Source organism: Flavobacterium sp., assembly GCF_049240005.1.
In the GTDB taxonomy this organism is placed as follows: Bacteria; Bacteroidota; Bacteroidia; order Flavobacteriales; family Flavobacteriaceae; genus Flavobacterium.
In genome coordinates this window covers 1-21,827 of record NZ_JBMLTK010000035.1, presented here as the reverse complement: position 1 = coordinate 21,827, position 21,827 = coordinate 1, and the positions used below count along the sequence as shown (strand labels likewise).

General features: G+C 42.1%; 14 protein-coding genes. 10 read left to right on the top strand and 4 right to left on the bottom strand.

Annotated elements, in window-relative coordinates; all coding sequences use genetic code 11:
- Nucleotides 1-112 precede the first annotated feature (112 nt).
- From ACOVQQ_RS03660 to pdeM, 6 genes are all read left to right on the top strand, one after another.
- Complete coding sequence (locus ACOVQQ_RS03660) at nt 113-478, top strand: RNA recognition motif domain-containing protein (protein WP_094486422.1); 366 nt, start codon at nt 113-115, stop codon at nt 476-478.
- Between the two features lie 166 nt (nt 479-644).
- Nucleotides 645-5,141, top strand: a complete 4,497-nt coding sequence (dnaE, locus tag ACOVQQ_RS03655; protein WP_421816991.1) for a DNA polymerase III subunit alpha — start codon at nt 645-647, stop codon at nt 5,139-5,141.
- Nucleotides 5,142-5,452: 311 nt separating this feature from the next.
- The gene (locus ACOVQQ_RS03650; protein ID WP_421816990.1) at nt 5,453-6,487 is read left to right on the top strand and encodes a ligase-associated DNA damage response exonuclease; all 1,035 of its coding nucleotides are present in this window, start codon (nt 5,453-5,455) and stop codon (nt 6,485-6,487) included.
- On the top strand, nt 6,484-8,085 hold the full coding sequence (locus tag ACOVQQ_RS03645) for an ATP-dependent DNA ligase (protein ID WP_421816989.1): 1,602 nt from the start codon (nt 6,484-6,486) through the stop codon (nt 8,083-8,085). Before ACOVQQ_RS03650 ends, ACOVQQ_RS03645 begins: the two co-directional genes overlap by 4 nt.
- Complete coding sequence (locus tag ACOVQQ_RS03640) at nt 8,082-10,538, top strand: ligase-associated DNA damage response DEXH box helicase (protein WP_421816988.1); 2,457 nt, start codon at nt 8,082-8,084, stop codon at nt 10,536-10,538. The genes ACOVQQ_RS03645 and ACOVQQ_RS03640 overlap by 4 nt, the downstream gene beginning before the upstream one ends.
- A 49-nt stretch (nt 10,539-10,587) precedes the next feature.
- On the top strand, nt 10,588-11,247 hold the full coding sequence (gene pdeM / locus ACOVQQ_RS03635) for a ligase-associated DNA damage response endonuclease PdeM (RefSeq protein ID WP_421816987.1): 660 nt from the start codon (nt 10,588-10,590) through the stop codon (nt 11,245-11,247).
- 23 nt (nt 11,248-11,270) lie between these two features.
- On the opposite strand, the gene apaG is transcribed toward pdeM, so the two are convergent.
- Both apaG and ACOVQQ_RS03625 read right to left on the bottom strand, forming a co-directional pair.
- Nucleotides 11,271-11,657, bottom strand: coding sequence for a Co2+/Mg2+ efflux protein ApaG (apaG, locus tag ACOVQQ_RS03630; protein ID WP_094485187.1), 387 nt, complete (start codon nt 11,655-11,657; stop codon nt 11,271-11,273).
- A gap of 65 nt (nt 11,658-11,722) precedes the next feature.
- Nucleotides 11,723-12,970: a DUF5103 domain-containing protein gene (locus ACOVQQ_RS03625; RefSeq protein WP_421816986.1), complete on the bottom strand. Its 1,248-nt coding sequence runs from the start codon at nt 12,968-12,970 to the stop codon at nt 11,723-11,725.
- Between the two features lie 349 nt (nt 12,971-13,319).
- On the opposite strand from ACOVQQ_RS03625, the gene ACOVQQ_RS03620 reads away from it, so the two are divergent.
- Nucleotides 13,320-14,306, top strand: a complete 987-nt coding sequence (locus ACOVQQ_RS03620) for an NAD(P)H-dependent glycerol-3-phosphate dehydrogenase (RefSeq protein ID WP_421816985.1) — start codon at nt 13,320-13,322, stop codon at nt 14,304-14,306.
- Between the two features lie 7 nt (nt 14,307-14,313).
- Here the strand turns inward: ACOVQQ_RS03620 and rpe are convergent, their stop codons facing one another.
- Together rpe and ACOVQQ_RS03610 are read right to left on the bottom strand one after the other, a co-directional pair.
- Entirely contained in the window at nt 14,314-14,964 is a 651-nt protein-coding gene (gene rpe, locus ACOVQQ_RS03615) for a ribulose-phosphate 3-epimerase (RefSeq protein WP_421816984.1), read from the bottom strand.
- Nucleotides 14,965-15,369: 405 nt separating this feature from the next.
- Entirely contained in the window at nt 15,370-16,053 is a 684-nt protein-coding gene (locus tag ACOVQQ_RS03610) for a MarR family winged helix-turn-helix transcriptional regulator (protein ID WP_421816983.1), read from the bottom strand.
- Nucleotides 16,054-16,163: 110 nt separating this feature from the next.
- On the opposite strand from ACOVQQ_RS03610, the gene ACOVQQ_RS03605 reads away from it, so the two are divergent.
- The 3 genes from ACOVQQ_RS03605 (at nt 16,164) to ACOVQQ_RS03595 (ending at nt 21,771) form a co-directional block, all read left to right on the top strand.
- The gene (locus ACOVQQ_RS03605) at nt 16,164-18,506 is read left to right on the top strand and encodes a TonB-dependent receptor (protein ID WP_421816982.1); all 2,343 of its coding nucleotides are present in this window, start codon (nt 16,164-16,166) and stop codon (nt 18,504-18,506) included.
- A 209-nt stretch (nt 18,507-18,715) separates the two neighbouring features.
- On the top strand, nt 18,716-19,438 hold the full coding sequence (locus ACOVQQ_RS03600; RefSeq protein ID WP_421816981.1) for a DUF3667 domain-containing protein: 723 nt from the start codon (nt 18,716-18,718) through the stop codon (nt 19,436-19,438).
- A 227-nt stretch (nt 19,439-19,665) separates the two neighbouring features.
- Entirely contained in the window at nt 19,666-21,771 is a 2,106-nt protein-coding gene (locus ACOVQQ_RS03595) for a DUF6011 domain-containing protein (protein WP_421816980.1), read from the top strand.
- The last annotated feature ends 56 nt before the right edge of the window (nt 21,772-21,827 follow it).

Here is a 21,827-nt window from a genome sequence, read left to right as displayed (position 1 = left end):
ACTACAAAGCGCTTTTTACAAGCGCTTTTTTTATTTGCAAATAAATAACAGTTGTTTGATGTTTTCCGAGAATATATAGACTACATTTACCTCGAATTAATATTTTTTTCTTATGAACATTTTTGTTGGTAGTCTTCCGTGGAGTATAGAGGAAGCAGATTTAAGAGCATCCTTTGAAGCTTACGGGGCAGTAGATTCGGTAAAAATCATTTCCGATAAAATGACCGGTAGAAGTAAAGGATTTGGTTTTGTCGAAATGCCTAATGACGACGAAGCACAAAATGCCATTAACGAATTAAACGGTGCAAATGTATCGGGACGCACTATTGTTGTGAACAAATCAGAACCACGTCCGGAAGGAGAACGTCGCTCTTTTGATCGTAACAGAACTGGTGGAGGTCGCTCAGGTGGCGGTTACGGAAACGATCGAGGCGGGTTTAACCGTGGCGGAGGTAACAGAAACGATAGAGGTTACTAAACTTACTTCAGAAGTTATCTAAAACCGTTTGAGCAATCAAGCGGTTTTTTTTTGTTTACAACTTTTCACGCACTCTAGCCCTCTTTAACAATCTCAACACAAACTCTTCCGTATTTTTGATGTTTGAGATTTTTTATCACCTTACTGCCTTATTTGCTAAATTTCAATGAAGTACCTCATTTTTGATACCGAGACTACCGGACTTCCTAAAAATTTTGACGCGCCAATCACCGACGTTGAAAACTGGCCACGCTGCGTTCAACTCGCTTGGCAACTACACGAAAGTAATGGAAGTCTAATCTCGCGAGGCGACTTCCTGATCACTCCCGACGGATTCAACATCCCATACGATGTCGAACGCGTTCACGGTATATCAACAGCGCTTGCACAACGCGACGGAAAGCCTCTTAACACCGTACTCGATGCCTTCGAAGACGCTGTTGCACAAGCTAACTTTCTCGTTGGACACAACCTGAAGTTCGACCTTAATATCATGGGTGCCGAATTTGTGCGCGCCAATCGAACCAATGTACTCGAATCCAAACCCGTTCTAGATACCTGTACCGAAAAAACAGCCGAATTACTAAAACTTCCCGGAGGTCGGTCCAAATACAAATTCCCGACACTATCCGAACTCTATAACTACCTTTTCGCAGATAGTTTTGCCGAAGCACATAACGCAACTGCCGACGTTGAAGCCACAGCACGTTGCTTCTTCCAACTCGTATTTATAGATCTATTTACCCCCGATGCGTTGCAAATTTCTGAAACCGAACTTCAGGAGTTTAAAGCGCTTAACGCAGAAGGTATAAAACTACTGGGTCTACAACACGTAAACTTCAAAACCGAATCCAAAAAGCTAAAAGGAACCGAAAAACAAGTTGTAGATCATACTACCACCGAAGTCTCCGAAGAATTTTTAGCAGCCGAATTCGCCCATCTTCATAATCACAGTCAGTTTAGCATCCTGCAATCAACTTCAAGTGTTTCGGCGCTCGTAAAAGCAGCTATTCAGCTCAAAATGCCCGCAATTGCTCTAACCGATTATTCCAATCTTATGGGGTCGTTTCGCCTCATTCAAGAAGTAGAAAATCACAACAAAGGAGTGAAAGCCCGCAATCAACAAGCCGAAGAGTTGGGAGCCGTAGCCACAGAACGTCCGCTGAAAGCAATCGTTGGCTGCGAATTCTATGTGTGCGACAACCACCTCAATAAATCGGTGAAAGACAACGGTTACCAAATGGTTTTCCTCGCAAAAAACAAACGCGGGTACCATAATTTGGCGAAACTTTCTTCAATCGCACACGCCGACGGTTACTATTACGTGCCTCGAATCGATCGCGAATTACTCAACCGATACGGCCAGGATTTAATAGTGCTTTCAGGCGGAATGACCGGCGAAATTGCTGCAAAATTGCGTTCCGTAGGTCAACGCCAAGCCGAAGAAGCAGTGCTCGCTTGGAAACAGCTGTATGCCGACGACTTTTACCTAGAAATTTGTCGACACGGCCATCCGGCAGAGGACGAAGTGAACGAACAAATCATTCAATTCGCAAAACAGCACGAGATAAAAATCGTTGCAACCAACAATACTTTCTACGTCAATAAAGAAGATGCTGCCGCGCAAGATATTCTGCTTTGTGTGCGCGACGGCGAAAAGAAAAGTACGCCAATTGGCAACGAACGCGGCTCGCGCTACGGACTCGAAAATCAAGAGTATTACTTGAAATCGGCCGACGAAATGAAAGCGCTGTTTCGCGATGTTCCCGAAGCCATTCTCAACATTCAAGACGTCTTAGATAAAGTCGAATCCTACCAATTAGCCCGCGAAGTTTTACTTCCAAAATTCGATATCCCCGAATCGTTTCAAGTTCCCGAAGATTTAGTCGACGGTGGAAAACGCGGCGAAAATGCTTACCTGCGTCACCTTACCTACGAAGGCGCCAACGAACGCTATACCGAAATTACCGATGAAGTACGCGAACGTATCGATTTTGAATTGCAAACAATCGCCAACAGCGGTTACCCAGGATACTTTCTCATCGTTCAAGATTTCATTGCCGAAGCCCGAAAAATGGGCGTAGCAGTTGGTCCCGGTCGTGGTTCCGCAGCTGGGTCGGTTGTTGCGTATTGCCTTAAAATTACCAATATCGATCCGCTGAAATACAACCTCCTTTTTGAGCGTTTCCTCAATCCGGAGCGTGTGTCGATGCCCGATATTGATATCGACTTCGACGACGAAGGGCGAGGCAAAGTAATTGAATACGTAATCAACAAATACGGAAAGAAACAGGTTGCACAAATTGTAACTTACGGTACTATGGCAGCGAAATCGGCGATTCGTGATACCGCTCGCGTACTCGATTTACCACTTTTTGAAGCCGACCGTCTGGCGAAAATGATTCCTTCAAACCTAAATCTGGAGAAAATCTTCAACGCCGATGAAGGAAAGCTAAAAGCTGATTTACGTGCCGAAGATTTCGAAAAAGTAAAAGCTTTACGCCAGATATCAGGAAATAACGATCCCGTCGCCGGAACCTTAAACCAAGCGCGTAAACTCGAAGGAACGCTCCGAAATACCGGAATTCACGCCTGTGGAGTAATTATCACGCCCGACGATATCACCAACTTCGTTCCGATAATTACAGCAAAGGAAGAAGACATGTACGTTACGCAATTCGATAACTCGGTTGTGGAAAGTGCAGGTTTGCTGAAAATGGACTTCTTGGGTTTGAAGACCCTAACCCTGATCAAAGACACGGTAAAATTAGTGAAGTACCGAACCGGAATTGATCTCGACCCCGATGCGTTTCCGATAGACGATGTAAAGACTTACGAACTGTTTCAACGCGGTGAGACCGTAGGAATTTTTCAGTACGAATCGCCCGGTATGCAAAAGCACATGAAAAATCTCAAGCCTACGGTCTTTGAAGATTTGATTGCCATGAACGCCTTGTATCGCCCCGGACCATTGGCGTATATTCCGTCTTTTATCAATCGAAAAAACGGAAAAGAACCCATCGTGTACGATATCGATGCCTGCGAAGAATTGCTAAAAGACACCTACGGAATTACCGTTTACCAAGAGCAGGTAATGCTACTTTCCCAAAAATTGGCCAACTTCACCAAAGGTCAGGCCGACGTTCTGCGTAAAGCAATGGGTAAAAAGCAAATCGATACGCTCGCCAAAATGAAAACCGATTTCATCGACGGCGCCGTAAAAAACGGCTATCCACAAGAAGCACTCGAAAAAATCTGGAAAGATTGGGAGGCTTTTGCCCAATATGCTTTCAACAAATCGCACTCTACCTGCTACGCCTGGATTGCCTACCAAACCGCGTACCTCAAGGCCAATTATCCAGCCGAATACATGGCTGCCGTACTTTCTAACAACATGAACGATATCAAACAAGTGTCGTTTTTTATGGAAGAATGCCGCCGCATGGGATTGCGTGTTTTGGGTCCAGATGTCAACGAATCGTTCTATAAATTTACCGTAAACGCCAATCAAGCTATTCGTTTTGGTATGGGAGCCATTAAAGGTTTGGGTCGAAATGCCGTAGATACAATTGTCGCCGAAAGAAAAGACGGAAGATACAAGTCGGTGTTCGATCTCGCCAAACGAATCGATTTGCGTTCGGCTAACAAAAAAGCCTTCGAAAGCTTAGCGCTCGCCGGCGGATTCGACTCCTTCGAAGGTACGCACCGCGCTCAGTATTTCACGATTGATAAAAACGAAAATTCCACCGTTATCGAGAAAGCCTTGCGCTACGGTTCGCGACACCAAGACAACGAAAACGCAGCTCAAGTGAGTTTGTTTGGCGATGCCGCCGAAATTCAACTTCCCGAACCCACCTTGCCCTTTTGCGAAGAATGGAATACGTTGGAAAAGCTCTCCAAAGAAAAGGAAGTTGTTGGCATTTACATATCCGGGCATCCGCTCGACGATTACAAGCAAGTCATAAAATCGTTTTGCAAAACCGAAGCCGGCATACTCGACGAACTTACCCCACATATCGGTAAAACGCTGAGTTTCGGCGGAATTATCGCCTCCGCAGAACACCGTACCGACGGCAAAGGACGCGGTTTTGGGATGTTTAATTTAGAATGCTACGAAACGTCTTACAATTTTAGGATTTTTGGCGAAGAGTATCTGAAATTCAGACACTTTCTTACTCCGGGCCAATTCGTTTTCTTTAAGGTCAAAATCGTCGAAGGTTACCTACGTAAAGAAACAAACACGCGCGGCGAACCTCGAGTTACCTTCCTTAATTTTTCGCTTTTGGCAAATGTCATCAGCGAAATTTGCAGCAGCATCACGTTTAAACTAAACGTAAATCAACTCACCGACGAGCTAATCGATTTTATCGTACAGTTGGTACGCGATAATCGCGGCGATAAAACAATTCATTTCGAAATTGCCGAGATTATGGAACAGGAAGCGGTCGTAACAGCTGCTGCTCCCGAGATTTTTGTAGATGATACCATCGAGTCCGATGGCCTGGAAGAAGCGCCCGAAACCCCCGTTTATGTTAAACCCGAAATTGCCGAATCGGTCGAAAACACCAAAATTAACCTGGGTTGCCGCCGTCACAAAATCGCACTAACCAACGAGTTACTCGATGTTTTAGAACGCTCGCAAATCAACTTTAAATTATCGTAGTGAATTGTAATTCAGGATGGTTTTTTAATTTAGGCGGTCCGGCGGTATACGTCCTATGGAAATACATCACCGCCGTCAGGCCATACGCTGCAAGTTTTGCCCCCAATTTTTCAAGTGTCAGGCGCTTGCAAGTGCTGTCGCATTGCCGCTGCCGTCACTTGTAAAAATTCCGTGCAAAAGCTTTCCGCTGCTGTCCTTACCGCAAAAATCGTTTCCGGAAAAAATCGTTCCACGACCAATCGGTATTAATCAAACGTTAAAGCATTCTCAAAATAGTTTACCGCTTTTCGTGATAAGCGTAATTTTAAAAAATGCGAAAACTTCAAACACCGCTACTGGCTTTCAATGATAAAGGAATCTATTGCGCACAAGCCGATCTATACCTCGACCCATGGCGCGCCGTAGATCGTGCTATAATCACACACGGACATTCCGATCACTCGCGCTGGGGACACAAACACTACATTACCCATCACACCAATGTGCCCATCATAAAGCACCGCTTGGGCGAGATCAACGCAACCGGCGTAGCCTGGAACGAAACCTTTACCATTAACGGCGTAACGTTTTCTCTACATCCCGCCGGACACATTATCGGATCCTCGCAAGTACGTGTCGAATATCAAGGCGAAATCTGGGTCTTTACCGGCGATTATAAAACCGAAAACGACCTACTTTCCACACCTTTTGAACCCGTAAAATGTCACACCTTTATAACCGAATGTACCTTCGGATTGCCCGCCTTCAACTGGATTCCACAACAACAAGTAATGCACGACATCAATACCTGGTGGGCCGAAAATCAGGCCGAGAAACAAACTTCCGTGCTCTTTGGCTACAGTCTCGGTAAGGCGCAACGCATTCTGAAATTTCTCGATCCATCCATCGGCCGTATCTACACCCACGGCGCCGTTGAAAATATGACGCAAGTGCTGCGCGAGTTCGCTCAAATGCCTGAAACCATTCCCTTAACCAAAGCCGTGAAAAAAGAAGATCTCATCGGACAAATGGTCTTGGCGCCACCTTCGGCGCACGGCAGCGTATGGCTAAAAAAAATGACGCCATACGTAACCGGAACTGCCAGCGGTTGGATGACCTTTCGCGGGGCACGCCGCCGACGAGCCATCGATAAAGGTTTTGTGCTTAGCGACCATTGCGACTGGAACGGACTACTTTCTGCCATAACCGCAACCGGAGCCGAAAAAGTAATCTGTACCCACGGTTATGCCGATATTTTTTCACGCTACCTCCGAACGCTGGGTTACGACGCCCGAACCGAGCAAACTCAATACGAAGGCGAAATGGCCGAACTTAACGGCGAAGAAAAACTAGAAGATGCCGTATGAAAGACTTCGCTGAACTCATACGAGCACTCGACAGCTCGAACAAAACCAATGTAAAAGTAGCCGCGTTAACCAACTACTTCAAAAAAGCCAGCGATGCCGACAAAGTTTGGACCATTGCCATTCTTTCCCACCGCAGGCCACCGCGCCCCGTAAATACAACACTCTTGCGCGTTTGGGCTAACGAACTCGCAGGAATACCGCTGTGGCTGTTCGAAGAAAGTTATCATATTGTGGGCGACTTGGCCGAAACCATCGCGCTTATTCTGCCACCCACCCAACAATCGTCGGAGAAATCCTTGAGTTTCTTTTTGGAAGAAATGATTGCGCTTAAAGCAAAATCCGATACCGAAAAACGCGATTACCTACACGAAAATTGGCTGCAACTCAATTATTATGAACGCTTTGTGTTCACTAAACTCATTACCGGCAGTTTCCGAATCGGCGTAAGCCAAAAGCTAATGACACGCGCCTTGGCCAATGCTACCGGCGTCGATGAAGATGTACTTGCTTACAAATTGATGGGCGATTGGAAACCGGCAAAAACCACTTTCGAAGATTTAATTCTCGCTGAACGCAGCACCGATTTCGAAAGCAAACCCTTTCCGTTCTTCCTCGCATATCCTGTAGAAGGCGAACCACAAGAACTCGGGAATGCCAACGAATTTGCCATCGAACACAAATGGGACGGAATCCGCTCGCAAACCATTGTTCGAAACAAACAACTCTACGTGTGGAGTCGTGGGGAAGAACTCGTAACCGATAAATATCCGGAACTGCAAGTGTTAACTCAGCTGCTTCCCGACGGAACCGTAATCGACGGCGAGATTTTACCGTGGATCGATAACAACATCGGCACGTTTAACGATTTACAAACACGCATCGGAAGAAAAACCGTAAGTACCGATTTGCTTCGAAAAGTTCCAATTCGCATTAAAGCATACGATTTATTAGAATTTGAAGGCAACGACATCCGACAACTGCCGTACCGCGACCGACGAAATTTATTGAAAACCGTATTGAACCAACTTCCAACTGATGCACCCGTAATCGAATCGGAGTTTTTGGTTTTAGATTCTTGGGAAGCCGTTGAAGCCGAACGAAATCGAGCTCGAGAAATGCGTTCCGAAGGCCTGATGCTGAAAAAACTCGACAGCTCGTATCAAGTAGGTCGTAAAAAAGGCGATTGGTGGAAATGGAAAATCGAGCCTTTATCCATAGACGCCGTGCTAACTTACGCCATGCGCGGCTCGGGGCGGCGTGCCAACTTATTTACCGATTACACCTTTGCACTTTGGGAAGAACAAGAAAACGGCGACAGACAACTCGTTACGTTTGCAAAAGCCTACAGCGGATTGACCGATGCAGAATTCCGGCAAGTCGACGATTGGATTAAGAAAAATACGCTAGAGCGCTTCGGTCCCGTTCGGAGCGTAAAACCCGAATTGGTTTTTGAAATCGGTTTTGAAGGAATTGCGTTTAGCAAACGACATAAATCGGGAATTGCAACCCGTTTTCCGCGTATTTTGCGCTGGCGTACCGATAAGAAAATCGACGATGCAAACACGCTCGACGATTTAAAAAGCTTGATTCCGAAATGACAAACGAAGAATTATTTGCTCGAGCCGATTCTTGGTTTCAAAGTCAGCAATGGCAGGTGTTTCCCTTTCAGAAAGAAACGTGGGAACATTATCTCGCAGGTAAAAACGGCTTGCTAAACGCACCCACCGGCAGCGGGAAAACGTATGCGTTGTGGATTCCGATTGTCCTTGAACAAATTCGGGAACGATCTCGTTCCGCGAAAGCGAAAACCGGCATAAAAGCCATATGGATTACGCCTTTACGCGCTCTTTCGGTAGAAATTAAACAGGCAGCCGAACGCGTTATCGAAGGATTTCAGCTCGACTTAACCGTGGGCATTCGAACCGGCGACACCGAAGAAGCCGAACGTAGAAAACAGCAAAAACAGCTACCTGATTTACTCATCACAACGCCGGAAAGCTTGCAACTGATGCTCGCTTCTAAAGATTACGCACAGCGCTTATCGCATTGCCAAGCCGTTGTTGTCGACGAATGGCACGAACTTCTGGGCACAAAACGCGGCGTACAGATGGAACTTGCGCTGTCGCGGATGAAAACCATTGCACCTAATTTGCGTATTTGGGGCATTTCGGCAACCATCGGAAATCTCGAACAAGCACGTGAAGTTTTATTGGGTTTAGATTCGAAAACAAACGAAAAGGCTGTACTCGTGCAAGCTAATATTCAAAAACAAATTGAAGTACACGCGATACTTCCCGAAACCATGGATGCCTATCCGTGGCGCGGGCACATGGGTTTACACCTGCTCGACGAAGTAGCTGCCATCGTAAAGCGAAGCAAAACCACACTTATTTTTACCAATGTTCGATCGGCTTGCGAAATTTGGTTTCAGCAATTACTCGATAAGTATCCGGAATTTGCCGGCGAAATTGCCATGCACCACGGCAGTATCGCAAAAGAAACCCGACTTTGGGTCGAACAGGCTATTCGCGACGAGCAACTCAAAGTAGTAGTGTGTACGTCGAGTTTAGATTTAGGTGTCGACTTTGCGCCAGTTGAAACCATCATTCAAATTGGCGGTCCAAAAGGCGTAGCGCGATTCATGCAACGTGCCGGACGCAGCGGTCACCAACCGGGAAAAAAATCGGTGATTTACTTCTTGGCAACGCATGCCATGGAACTAATCGAAGCATCGGCACTTCAAAAAGCCGTAAAACACACCTTGGTCGAAGATCGCATTCCGTATCTAAACAGCTTCGACGTTTTGGTACAATACCTAACTACACTAGCCGTTTCCGATGGTTTTTATCCAAACGAAATTCGCCAAGAAGTTCAAAATACATTCTGTTTTCAAACAATGACCGACGAGGAATGGCGTTGGATTTTAAATTTCATAACCAAAGGCGGACAAAGCTTGCAAGCATACGACGAATTCAAAAAAGTAGAAATCGAAGCCGACGGTAAATTTAAAGTCAACAGCCGAAAAATCGCCATGCACCACCGCATGCAAATTGGTACGATCGTTGGCGACGTATCGCTGCAGGTCAAATTTCTTGGCGGCGGTTATATCGGCTCCATTGAAGAATATTTCATTTCACGACTTAAACCCGGTGATATTTTCCAGTTCGGCGGACGCAGGTTAGAACTCTATCAAATCAAAAACATGCAGGTTTTGGTGCGCAACGCAACCGGAAGCGGAAAAGCAAAACTGGCTAGCTGGCTCGGTGGTCGCTTGTCGTTTTCCGCACAAATGTCGCAACTCCTTCGAGAAGAACTCTACCGCGCCAATACATCGGATTTATCCGTCGAACTCGCGGCAATGGAACCCGTTTTTACCCGTCAAAGACGCGAATCAATCGTGCCGTCGAGCAACGAATTCCTCATCGAAACCTTTAAAACACGAGAAGGGTATCACAGCTTATTTTATCCGTTTGAAGGTCGGTTTGTGCACGAAGCCTTAGCCAGCTTGTTGGCATACCGAATCAGTTTGCTGACGCCTATTAGTTTCTCGCTCGCGTATAACGATTACGGTTTCGAATTGCTATCCGACCAACCCATCGATTTAGAATCGGTGATCGACAACAACTTGTTTTCAGCTTCTTATGTGCATCAAGACTTGCAAAGCAGTTTAAATGCCACCGAGATGGCCAAACGAAAATTCAGAGATATAGCCGTGATAAGCGGATTGGTTTTTACGGGTTATCCCGGTAAATTAATTAAAACCAAACATTTACAAGGAAGTTCGCAGCTGTTCTTCGAAGTATTTCGCGATTACGAACCCGATAATTTATTGCTGCAACAAGCCATTCGCGAAACCTTCGAACATCAGTTAGAAGAAGGACGTGTGATTCTCGCCTTGGAACGTATTAACCAACAAAATATCGTCATCAAAGAATGTTCGAAACCCACGCCGTTTTCGTTTCCAATTATCACCGACCGACTTCGAGAGAAGCTCAGCAGTGAAACACTTGCCGACAGAATCGCGAAAATGACCGCCAGTTTTATGAAGTAAATGTCGGCTCGTTTCCCATACTTGAATTACCTTGCATCGGAATTTATCTGTGACAACGCTACTCAAATACAATCAGCTCGAATTCGTTTTGCATTATTCCGGAGCCGCTTTCTGGAAAAATGAAAACTGCTTATTAATTGCCGATGTGCACCTCGGTAAAGTAGCGCATTTCCGCAAAAACGGATTAGCCGTCCCGGCAGTAGTTGGTTTAGTAAACTTCGAGCTGCTAGAAGAAGTACTTTCGTTTTTCAATCCCAAATCAGTGATTTATCTCGGCGATTTATTTCACTCCAAAACCAATAACGATTGGAAGGCGTTTTCGGCTTTCATTGAACGAAATGCAGAGCAAAAGCACGTTTTGGTCGCCGGAAATCACGATATTATTTCAGAATCACATTACAAAAAGTTGGGTGTTGAAGTAGTTTCCGAAATCGAAACCCACGAATTGTTACTCACGCATCATCCTACCGAAACCGATTCGAAGCTAAACATCTGCGGACACATACATCCCGGCGTTTTGTTGCGTGGTGCTGGCCGACAATCCTTGCGATTGCCTTGTTTTTTTCAATCTCAAAACCAACTAATTTTACCTGCCTTTGGCGTTTTTACCGGAAAGTACATACTGGAACCAACCGCAACGGATAAGGTGTTCGCTATTGCCCAACGCGAAGTTCTCGACGTAAGTGCGTATTTTCAGAACCAAGTTTGAAATACAAATAAAGAGCGCTGAAATTAATTCAAGGCGAAATCGGCGCTTAATTTAAAGCTGGGCACAATTACCCGGAAATTGCGGGTCGTTGTAAAATTAATCATGTTGAAATAGCCGCGCATAGCTCCAAAAGGCGAAGCCAATAAACAGCCTGAAGTATAGCTGTAACGCTCGCCAGGTTTTAAAACAGGTTTTTTCCCGATCACACCTTCGCCATCCACTGTTTCCATGTTTTGAAGCGCATCGAAAATGTCCCAGTGTCTCGACATCAATTGTACGCTGTCTTTACTGTGATTTTCTATCGAAATTTCATAACAAAATGCGTAGTGCAACCTACCGTTTTTGTAGTAAGTACCTTCAAAAGAAGTTCTAACCGAAATTTTTATCCCTTGTGTTATTTGAGTAACCATAGCGCTCAACCAGTTTCACACTTCAAAGTTAGCAAATTTTCCAACGAAGCAAGTTTAAATCTTTGTTAGTTGCTGATATCAATCGAACTAGCACTGCCTTTCCCGATAATTCGATCGTACCGCTGACCGTTTTCGCGGTAATACACCAAGGCAAAATAGTTGTTTTCTGTTTGATAAAAGTTGCCATCGGGTGCATTTTCATAATCAATTTTCCCGTTTTCTGAGGCAATAACATATTGGTAGTTCGTAAATCCTTGTTTTAAAATCAACGCTTTTTCAAAATAGCCACCTTCGGTATTGTAATCCATCTTAAATTCGGGTGCTAACGACCAGTTGTTAAACATTCCGTTAATGTACACACCGTCGTTGCCCATGTAGGTTGGCGCAACCAATCTAAAATACACCCAAGCGTAGTCTGCTTCTACAGCGTTGTTTTGTGAGTTTAAGTTTTGTACTTGATAAATACCGTTTACATCGGGTGCGTAGGTGTAAGGCTGGTTGGCGCGTGCGTTGTCTGGATATAAATACGCAATGTAAGTTTCTTTGCTTTCAATCTTTGCAATAAAATTGTTCGCTGCCCGAATGTCCTTGTTTTCAAAGAATCGGTATTCGTTTCCGCCCCAAAATTGCGTTTCCTTGTCGTAGCGGTAAATCAAATCGTTGCCAATGGTATATTGCGGCTTAATGTTGGTAATTCCCGTTTTGAAATCGCCGTTTTTCAGCAACCAAACTTTTACGTTTTGCAAGGGCGCTTGAAACAAAATATCTTGCGATTTAATCGAAAATTCTACGTTTTGTTTGTACTCAATATCTTTTAATGTACGCGGACGTTTAATAACCATCGGAACCGAAACACGATCTTCATAAATCACAAACTTGCGCGAAAAAACCACTTCGCGATCCGAGTTCAAAATCTGAATAATGTAGTTGCCACTTACGCGAAAACTCATAAAACGGTTCGGAAAAGGCATGCGGTAATGGCAATACAATTGCACGGTGTTAAACGAAGTCAAATAATCCTGAATGCGCTGCCCATCAATGCCGTTTAAATACTCGGCTTTTGCTAATTCCGATTTTTTCCAATCGTAATCGCAATGCACAATTTCAAAATAATAATCGGCTTCGTCGCCATGCAAATCATCAAACTCAAAATGAAAATTGTCGTTTAGTTGAAACATCGGCAACACCATTTTTCCGTCCTGAAAAAATGCAGCCGTTTTTATGTGAAAAGGCGGTTCAACTTCTTTTTGAAGCTGCGAAAAACCTGAATACACATTTAAAAGAAACCACAATCCGAGAAAAATTGCACGCATGGTAGAAAGTTAAGTGAGGTAAAGATAACGATTGTACACGAATTTTTAGTTGTTTTTTGGGCGCGCCGGCACAGTAAAACCCGAAATTTCGCTGTAATTCGAACGGTAGTACAGGGTTTTTCTGCGCCGTCAGGCTTTCGCTCATACGCCTCGCCACAAAAAGCGCGCACAAGCGCTTTTTGTGGCTGCGGGGTAATCCGCTCTATCCTTCGCGCGGCCAACTAAACCCAAGATTTGTGCCAAAGAAAAACCATTTCCAAAAGTTACGAAATCGAATTCGCTGCAATTTGCTTTCAAATATCAAAATCAGCTGCTTACATTTGCCACGCTAAACACAAAAGCATAGTAAATGACTAAATTTGCAGTTATCGGCGGCGGAAGCTGGGCCACAGCCATTGCCAAAATGCTTTGCGTAAACGAATCACGCATAATTTGGTATATGCGAAACGAAGCAGCCATCGAGCACCTGCAAACGCAGCATCACAACCCAAACTACCTAAGTTCGGTAACGTTTCAAATCGAAAAACTCGATCTTACAACCGATATCAATTACGCCATCGCAAATGCCGAAATCATCATTTTTGCTATTCCGTCGGCGTTTCTTAACAACGAACTTGCAAAACTCGAAGTTTCCCTTCAAGATAAAGTCATATTCTCGGCAATCAAAGGTATCGTGCCCGAAACCAGTTTAATTGTTGGCGAGCATTTTCACGAAGTTTATCAAATTCCGTACGAAAATATTGGCGTAATCACCGGGCCGTGTCACGCCGAAGAAGTAGCTCTCGAGCGTTTGTCGTACCTAACTATTGCCTGCGCCGACGCCAAAAAAGCAAAGGTTGTAGCGCACGCGCTTTCCGGAAACTACATCAAAGCAAAAATCAGCGACGATATTATCGGTACCGAATATGCCGCCATGCTCAAAAACATTTACGCCATTGCCGCAGGTATTGCGCACGGTTTGGGTTACGGCGACAATTTCCAGTCGGTTTTAATGAGTAACGCCATTCGCGAAATGAAGAAATTTATTCGCAAAGTGCACAAAATGAAACGAAATATCAACAACAGCGCGTATCTCGGCGATTTGTTGGTAACCGGTTATTCGGTTTTTTCGCGAAACCGCATGTTCGGAAACATGATTGGTAAAGGCTATACCGTAAAAAGCGCCATGATGGAAATGAGTATGGTTGCCGAAGGCTATTACGCGGTAAAAAGTGCGTACAAGCTCAACGAAGAATACGGCGCCAAAACTCCTATAATCGATGCGGTTTACAGCATTTTATACGAAGGTAAAGAAGCGCGAAAAGTCTTTAAAAAACTTACCGAAAAGCTCGATTAAATATATTTTATTGCGCTCTTTTTAAGTCGGCAATAACTTGTAACGGATTTTCGGCTTTGAAAACAAAATTCCCTGCCACCAATACGTCGGCGCCGGCTTGAACTAAGGCCGTTGCGTTTGAGCTATTTACACCGCCGTCGATTTCGATTTGCGTTTTTGCTCCTGTTTCAACAATTAGTTTTTTAAGCGCACGTACTTTTTCGTAGGTGTGTTCGATAAATTGTTGTCCGCCAAAACCCGGATTTACGCTCATTAAACAAACCAAATCGATTTCGCGAATGATGTCGGAAAGCAGATGTACCGGCGTGTGCGGATTTAAAGCAACTCCTGCGCGCATGCCGTTACTTTTTATGTGTTGCAAGCTGCGGTGTAAATGCGTGCAAGCTTCGTAATGTACGGTAAGTGTAGCGGCACCTAATTTGGCGAAGGTTTCGGTATATCGGTCGGGATCGACGATCATTAAATGCACGTCGAGCGGTTTTTTTGCGTGTTTTTGAATGGCTTCGAGCACGGGCATACCAAACGAAATGTTGGGTACAAAAACTCCGTCCATGATATCGATGTGAAACCAATCGGCTTGACTTTCGTTGATGCGTTCGACGTCGCGTTGTAGATTAGCAAAATCGGCTGCAAGTACAGAAGGTGCGATAATAGGCATAGTTGTGTTGTTTGCGGCAAAGGTAGCGGAAAGTTTTAAAAACACGTATTGTGAGTTGGGTTGGGTGCAACAGGCATGGCACGGAAATCCTTTTACTGCGAGGGCGCGAGCAGTAAAAACCTGAGTTCGATTAAAAATCTTTGTCAGAACGCTGAAAATAATTAAAATGAAAAAACTGGTATCCTTAGAAATGAACGACCCAGACGCTAAACAGATAAACGGTCGCCTACTTCGTTAGAATTTTTTGCGATACTCTAGAATCTCAAAACAATTCTGCCTTGTAGTCAACCATTTATCTGTTTTCTGACTGTAATTTTTAAATCGAACTCAGGTTAAAAGATGGCAGGAACAGCCTGGTGCTGCCGGCGGAACAGAGGCAGCAGTTGCCCAAAGAAGAAAGAAGTTCTATTTCGCTTGCTTGATGAAATCCAGTATTTGTGTCAAATTCTGGTCTTTGCGCTGGTTGTAAATATTGTTGTGTAAGGCTTCGAGTTTGGCTAGGGATTTCAGGAGATTTTTAACTTCGAACGCGCTTAAATTTCCGGAAACAATTTCGGTAACCTCCTGCATTTTAGGTAATACACGAGTAATTACTGCCTCGCCTTCGGGCGTGATTTTAAGGTAGATATTCTTTTTGTTTTTATCGGATTTGAACTCGTGAATTAAACCTTTTTTCACGAGTCGCTTCAGGATTTCAGTTCCACTGGTTTTTTCGACAATATTTCGTTGAAATAATTCAGTTTTTGTTAGTTCAGGAGTCATTAACACCGAGATAACAAATGCAAATTCATCGGCTGTATGAATTTCCGACTCTGCCAACGCCATTTTGATGTAGTTTCTAGCGTATTTAAACAAGTAAATAAAGAGCAGCAGTACGTCGCGTTTGTCTTCGTTTTCGTTTTCGAGTACAAGTAAATCGATTTCGGTATCGGCGTCGGTAAGCGGGCGTACTTCAATTTTTTCGGTGTCGTATTTCGTATTCAAAAACGCCACAAACTTCTGCATGGAAGCTTGATCAGACTCCGATTCATGCGAATTAAAATCGTAGAAATCGTTTATGATGGTGTGTAGTAAATCTTTAGAATTCATATCCTCAAAATTAAACACTGTGATTTGAGTAGCGCTAAAAAAAACTTAAAATATTAAAATGATACAATTTTGGATTAAATTTGCACAAAAATATTCCAAAAACATACAAAATGAAAAAAACTATTTGGGTTCTTTTGGCACTTTTTTCTTTGCAGGCTGTTGTTGCACAGCAGGGAGTAGTGCTTACGGGAATTGTAAAAGGCAAGGCTGAGAGTCCGTTATTGGGAGCTACGGTTTTGTTGGAGGGTACGGAGTACGTTACTACTACAGATGCGAATGGTGTATTCAAATTTGAACAGGTAGTTCCTAAAACCTATAATTTAACTGTAAGTATCGACGGATATGAGACGCAGACTGTGTTTAATGTGATTGTCAAATCGGCTGGAAATGCCGAATTAACTATTAATTTGGTAGAGTCGGCTCAGGAATTAACCGAAGTTGTAATTAAGCGCAGTAAGTTGAAGCGCAGTAAAGAAACGCCGTTGTCGATACAATCGCTTTCAGCTGTTGAAATTGCGAATTATCCGGGTTCGAATAATGATGTGGTTCGCGTGGCGCAATCGTTACCGGGAATTTCTCCCTCTCCGGGAGGTTTTAGAAACGATTTAATTATTCGGGGTGGTGCTCCTAACGAAACCGTTTATTATTTAGATGGTATGGAGATTCCAACGATCAATCATTTTAGCACACAGGGAAGTTCGGGAGGTCCGGTAGGTATTTTAAACGTTTCCTTTATTGATGATGTTACGTTAAGCACATCGGCGTTTGGTTCTCAATACGACAATCCGTTATCGGGAGTGTTGCAGTTTAAGCAGCGCACGGGTAGTGCTACTTCTTACAAAACCAACTTTAGATTAAGTGCTTCGGAGGCAGCTGCAACTTTTGAAGGCCCGTTGTTTAAAGGTAACAAAGAGAAAAGTAATACAACGTTCCTTGCGTCGGTTCGACGAAGTTATCTGCAATTTTTGTTTGAGTTTATTGGATTGCCGATACGACCAAATTATTGGGATTACCAGTACAAAATCAATCATAAAATTGATGCATACAATGATATTTCTTTGATTGGTGTTGGTTCGATCGACGAGTTTTCGCTAGAGGCTTCGAACGATTTGACGCCAAGTGAGCGTGCAGTTTTGGAGCAATCGCCGTATATCGAACAGCGGTCAAATGCGATAGGATTAACGTGGAAGCGACGCTTTAAAAACAATTTAGGAAATGCGCAAACTACGATTTCAAACAATTATTTTAAGAATTCGTTTGTGAATTACGAAGATACTGTTAATCGCGAGGGAATTATCTTTAGCAACGAGGCAGAGGAAATTGAAACAAAATTGCGTCAGGAATTTACTTACTATTTTGACAAAGTGAAGGTAACTACGGGTTTTAACGGGCAGCTTTCACGCTACAACAACAATACTATCGATTCCAATTCGGGAACGTATTCAACAAGTATCGACTTCTTTAAATACGGTTTCTTTGCCAACGCCAGCAGCAGCTTTTTTGACGATCGCGTAGATTTTTCGGCTGGGTTTCGCTTCGATGATGACACATTTTTGGATAATGTGAGTTTACTCGAAACGTTTTCTCCGCGTGTTGCTTTATCGGTTAAGTTAGGTCAAGGCTATCGGTTCAACGCCAGTGTAGGCAGTTATTACAAGATTTTACCGTACACGATACTTGGATTTAGAGACCAAAATGGAGAACTAGCTAATAGAAACGGAAATTATACAAATAGCACACACTACGTTGCTGGAATTGAAAAAACAATTGGCGAGGCTTCCAAGTTAACTGTCGAAGGATTCTATAAAAAGTACCGCGATTACCCAGTTTCTTTAGAAGATGGCGTTTCGTTAGCCAACAAAGGCGGCGGTTTTGAAGTCTTAGGTAATGAGGCTATTGCTACAAATGGACGTGGCAGAACTTATGGAGCGGAGGTCATGTTTCAACAAAAGTTTGTGAAGAATTTCTTTGCCATTGCTTCATACACCTTTTTTTACAGTGAGTTTTCGGGTGTTGCCAATAAGTATTTACCATCGGTTTGGGATAGCCGACACCTATTTTCGTTAACAGCAGGGTACAAGTTTAAAAAGAATTGGGAAGTGAGTTTACGAAATCGATTTGCAGGAAGAACTCCTTACGTACCGGTTGATCAGCAACAAACTTTGGCTGCATATCCTGAAATAATTTTGGATTATAATGCCTTAGGAACAAAAAAGCTAGGTGTTTTCAATCAGTTGGATGTTCGAGTTGATAAAAAATGGAATTTTAAAAAAGTTGCATTAGACGTGTTTGTTGATTTCGAGAATTTACTGGCGCAGCGTATTCCACAAATACCCCAATTTGGATTGCTTCGCGACGAGAACGATGCGGTAGTTTCGCCGCGACAATTGATACAAGTGGATAATTCAAATAATACCATTATTCCTACAGTAGGTTTGGTACTAGATTTCTAAGGTTTTTAGCGCGAGTTCAATGTAAGAATTGAACTTACGCTCTTCTTGATTTAACGGATGATTAGCCTTATTGCATTTTGTAGTAAGGCTCTTTTGCATATGCTATTTAGGTAGCCGCGATGTTTTTTAATTTACTTTTTCTGCAGTTTGTTTAAAGGCGGTTTTTCATTACTTTGCTTTTAGAAATGAGCACGAATAACACGAGTATTATGACAAATAGCAAAAGTGAGTTGATCAATGAAGACGCTAATGAGCACGTTACAAACGACGGAATAAAACGCATCGACAGCCATTACATTTCCCACGAACTGTTTCATTTGTGGCACTTAGACAAAGGTTTTTTCTTTAATGTCAAGGAGCTTTTGATTCGGCCGGCTGCCAGTATTCGAACGTTTATTAACGAACGCCGCGACCAACACATGAAACCGATAGGGTTTCTGATTTTCTCGGCGGTTATTTACACAATTATCTACAACAATTTTAAGCCCGCAGCAACAACTCCGCCAACCGATTCGTACTTCTATGGCACTACGGTTTATGCGATACAAACGTGGTTTCAAAAAAACTTTGGCTACGATTTTATCGTGAAGAGCTTTTTTATTGCCTGCTGGGCCCGCTTGTTTTTCAGAAAATACGGCTATAACATTTTTGAAATCATGACATTAATGTGCTTTGTTTCGGCACAAGGTATGTTGTTGGTGGGTGTGATCCTTCCGTTCACCAGCTTTTTAGATCAAAGCATTACCAATATTCTACTTTTAGGAACAACGATATTGTATCCTGTAGTTGTCTTGGCGCAGTTCTTTAATCGGGCAAAAGCACTCAATTATGGAAAATCGCTTTTGGTATATTTTTTAGGAGGCATCACCCAGTTTTTGTTGGTAATCGGTGTTGGACTCACTATCGATTTTGTTGTCGGTTTGTTTAAGTAGGTGGGTTTTAGCTTAATTGAAACTTCTATTTTGGAAGCTAGGAAGCGTTGTTGTTTTTCGATTTAAGTCTGGAGATTTTGAGACGATTTTAATAGTAAGTTTAGAGGTTTGTGGGATTAATTGTTTGCGATTGCTGGTGTGACTTTAGTTTATTTAATCAACTGAACATACTCTATGTAGCAGTTGTTTTAACTAGGTCTAGAGATAAGTAAAAGTTTTAATTTGTTATGGAGGAAAAAACGATAAGAATCAATAAAGTACTACGCGATTTTAACATCTCGCTTGATCAAGCTGTGAAGTTTTTGGAATTACATAACATCAAAATTCAATTTAGTTCCAATGCTAAAATTTCAATTACACAATATGAATTGTTTAATAATAAATTTAATCGTAATGTTCGCAAAAGCCAAGCTAAGGGGATCGTATTAGATAGCTTTAAACAAGAAGAAGTAAATACATTGCAGAATCAGTTTGAAGCTAAAAAAGTAAGCAAAGGTAATTTTAAGCGATTAAATGAACGAGTTGATATCAACGAGTACGTTAAACTACTAAAAACTCAAACCATTGGATTTGCGGGTTATGAAATTCTTCTGTCAGAAAAAAACAAAGATGAGAGCATAGAAAAATTTTCAAATTTGATTTTAGATTATATTTATTCTGATTATCTGCTGAAGTCAAAGCAGCATACAATGGATAATAAAGTAAGAATTTCGGTCCAAAAGCATGATCAAGTAATTAGCAGTAATTTTTTAAATGTTAACGAACTTGCTCAAAAATGGACTAGAATCGTCGAAAGCAATAATCATTTAACTTACTTATATTCTGGCGATCAGATGTCGCTAGCCATAAATGAAATTAGAATTCACTTTGAAGGAGGTCGATTTCCAGCCTCCCTACGCCGACTTCTAACTCGGGAAGATAACGGGCACTTAATTCAGCTTTTTCAAGATTACTTGCTATTTGATGCCTTAGGCACAAAAGATGATATTACCGTCAAAGAGCGCTTGGTAACAGATAGCTTTTTTAAATGTTTACTATTAAGAGGCGACTTATTCACTAGAAAGAGTCAGTATTCAAAAAATGACCTAATCGAAAAAGGAATCTACGAAAAAATACTTGCCACTACTTCTGGGAAAACAAACCATTTGTTTACAAATCCTGTACTAAACTTCGATGCAGCTATACATAACATCAGTGAATTAAAAAAGAAACCGCTTCTATGCTGCTGGAACTTTGTTAAAACAAGCTCTCAAAGCACCTTGGGTAAAAATTATTCTGTGTTAAATCAAATTCGGAGAGTCTTTAAGGTTTTAGATTCAATAATTCGACAATGCGATACAAAAATTTTATTTAAAGTAATTTGCGACCAAGAAAATGGTGTTGAAGTTTATTCAACTTTTTTTGAAACTAATCATTTGTTTAATTCCTTTACAGAGTTTAATGCATTTGCAAAAAAGCATGATCTTTCGGAGGGTGAAATTTTTGCAATACTTTTAAATGCTGATTATTTAACCAATAAGAAAAATGATTTAAATAATATTAAGCTTCAAAATGAGATAACTGAGATTATCTACGATCGGGAGAAAATGGAAGTGAATAATCCATTTATCAATGATTTTAAATCAGTTTTACAAAATGATTATGCTAGCGGAAAAATTAAGACTATTGTTAAGTATGGAGACATAATACTTGAAAGTCAGTTTACTGATTTTCAGGCATTTCATATTTGTAAGGGATTAAAAAATCATAATTTCTTATATAACAAATTCAGAAAATTTAAACACACTGCTGAAGATGTTTTGAAAGCCCATATTTGTGCTAATAATTTACTTAACGACAAAGGTAAAGTTATGATAGACTTTATTTTAAGTCTACCTAGTTTGCCGTTTAAATGTGATAATTTTAAAATTTTGTTTTCTACTCTTGATCGTATAAAGTTTGGCGGCAGTATTGAAAACCCAATAATTCGTTTAAAAATTCCAAATGAAAAAGGATTAAACGATGAAGTTGAGTTTTCCTTTTTTGCAATTGATGGAAAAAAATATATAAACCAAATTATTGCGGTTAATAAAACTAAAAAATCAGAAGTGTTTATTGTAAATAGAGATTCTACTGTTCTTCCAAGAGAAAATAACAAAAATAACGGTAGAAACTTAAATGTTACACCAATACTTCAATTTTTCTATCAAATCACCGAGTCGGCTGATAATTTTAATAACGCAATTTTATCATACGGAATAGAATGCGGAAAATGCAGTGTTTGTGGAAGAGTCTTAATTGATGAAAAATCAAAACTTAAGGGCATTGGCCCAGTTTGCGCAAGGTATATTTAAGAGCTATCGGAAGAACCAGGGACACGTAAAAAACAAAAAACCAAACTCAGACGAAT

Excerpts from the sequence above, each read along its gene's own strand:
- apaG (WP_094485187.1), bottom strand. The coding sequence starts at position 11,657 with ATGGTTACTCAAATAACACAAGGGATAAAAATTTCGGTTAGAACTTCT.
- dnaE (WP_421816991.1), top strand. The coding sequence starts at position 645 with ATGAAGTACCTCATTTTTGATACCGAGACTACCGGACTTCCTAAAAAT.
- ACOVQQ_RS03605 (WP_421816982.1), top strand. The coding sequence starts at position 16,164 with ATGAAAAAAACTATTTGGGTTCTTTTGGCACTTTTTTCTTTGCAGGCT.
- ACOVQQ_RS03645 (WP_421816989.1), top strand. The coding sequence starts at position 6,484 with ATGAAAGACTTCGCTGAACTCATACGAGCACTCGACAGCTCGAACAAA.
- ACOVQQ_RS03610 (WP_421816983.1), bottom strand. The coding sequence starts at position 16,053 with ATGAATTCTAAAGATTTACTACACACCATCATAAACGATTTCTACGAT.
- rpe (WP_421816984.1), bottom strand. The coding sequence starts at position 14,964 with ATGCCTATTATCGCACCTTCTGTACTTGCAGCCGATTTTGCTAATCTA.
- ACOVQQ_RS03650 (WP_421816990.1), top strand. The coding sequence starts at position 5,453 with ATGCGAAAACTTCAAACACCGCTACTGGCTTTCAATGATAAAGGAATC.
- ACOVQQ_RS03660 (WP_094486422.1), top strand. The coding sequence starts at position 113 with ATGAACATTTTTGTTGGTAGTCTTCCGTGGAGTATAGAGGAAGCAGAT.
- ACOVQQ_RS03595 (WP_421816980.1), top strand. The coding sequence starts at position 19,666 with ATGGAGGAAAAAACGATAAGAATCAATAAAGTACTACGCGATTTTAAC.
- ACOVQQ_RS03620 (WP_421816985.1), top strand. The coding sequence starts at position 13,320 with ATGACTAAATTTGCAGTTATCGGCGGCGGAAGCTGGGCCACAGCCATT.
- ACOVQQ_RS03600 (WP_421816981.1), top strand. The coding sequence starts at position 18,716 with ATGACAAATAGCAAAAGTGAGTTGATCAATGAAGACGCTAATGAGCAC.
- ACOVQQ_RS03640 (WP_421816988.1), top strand. The coding sequence starts at position 8,082 with ATGACAAACGAAGAATTATTTGCTCGAGCCGATTCTTGGTTTCAAAGT.
- ACOVQQ_RS03625 (WP_421816986.1), bottom strand. The coding sequence starts at position 12,970 with ATGCGTGCAATTTTTCTCGGATTGTGGTTTCTTTTAAATGTGTATTCA.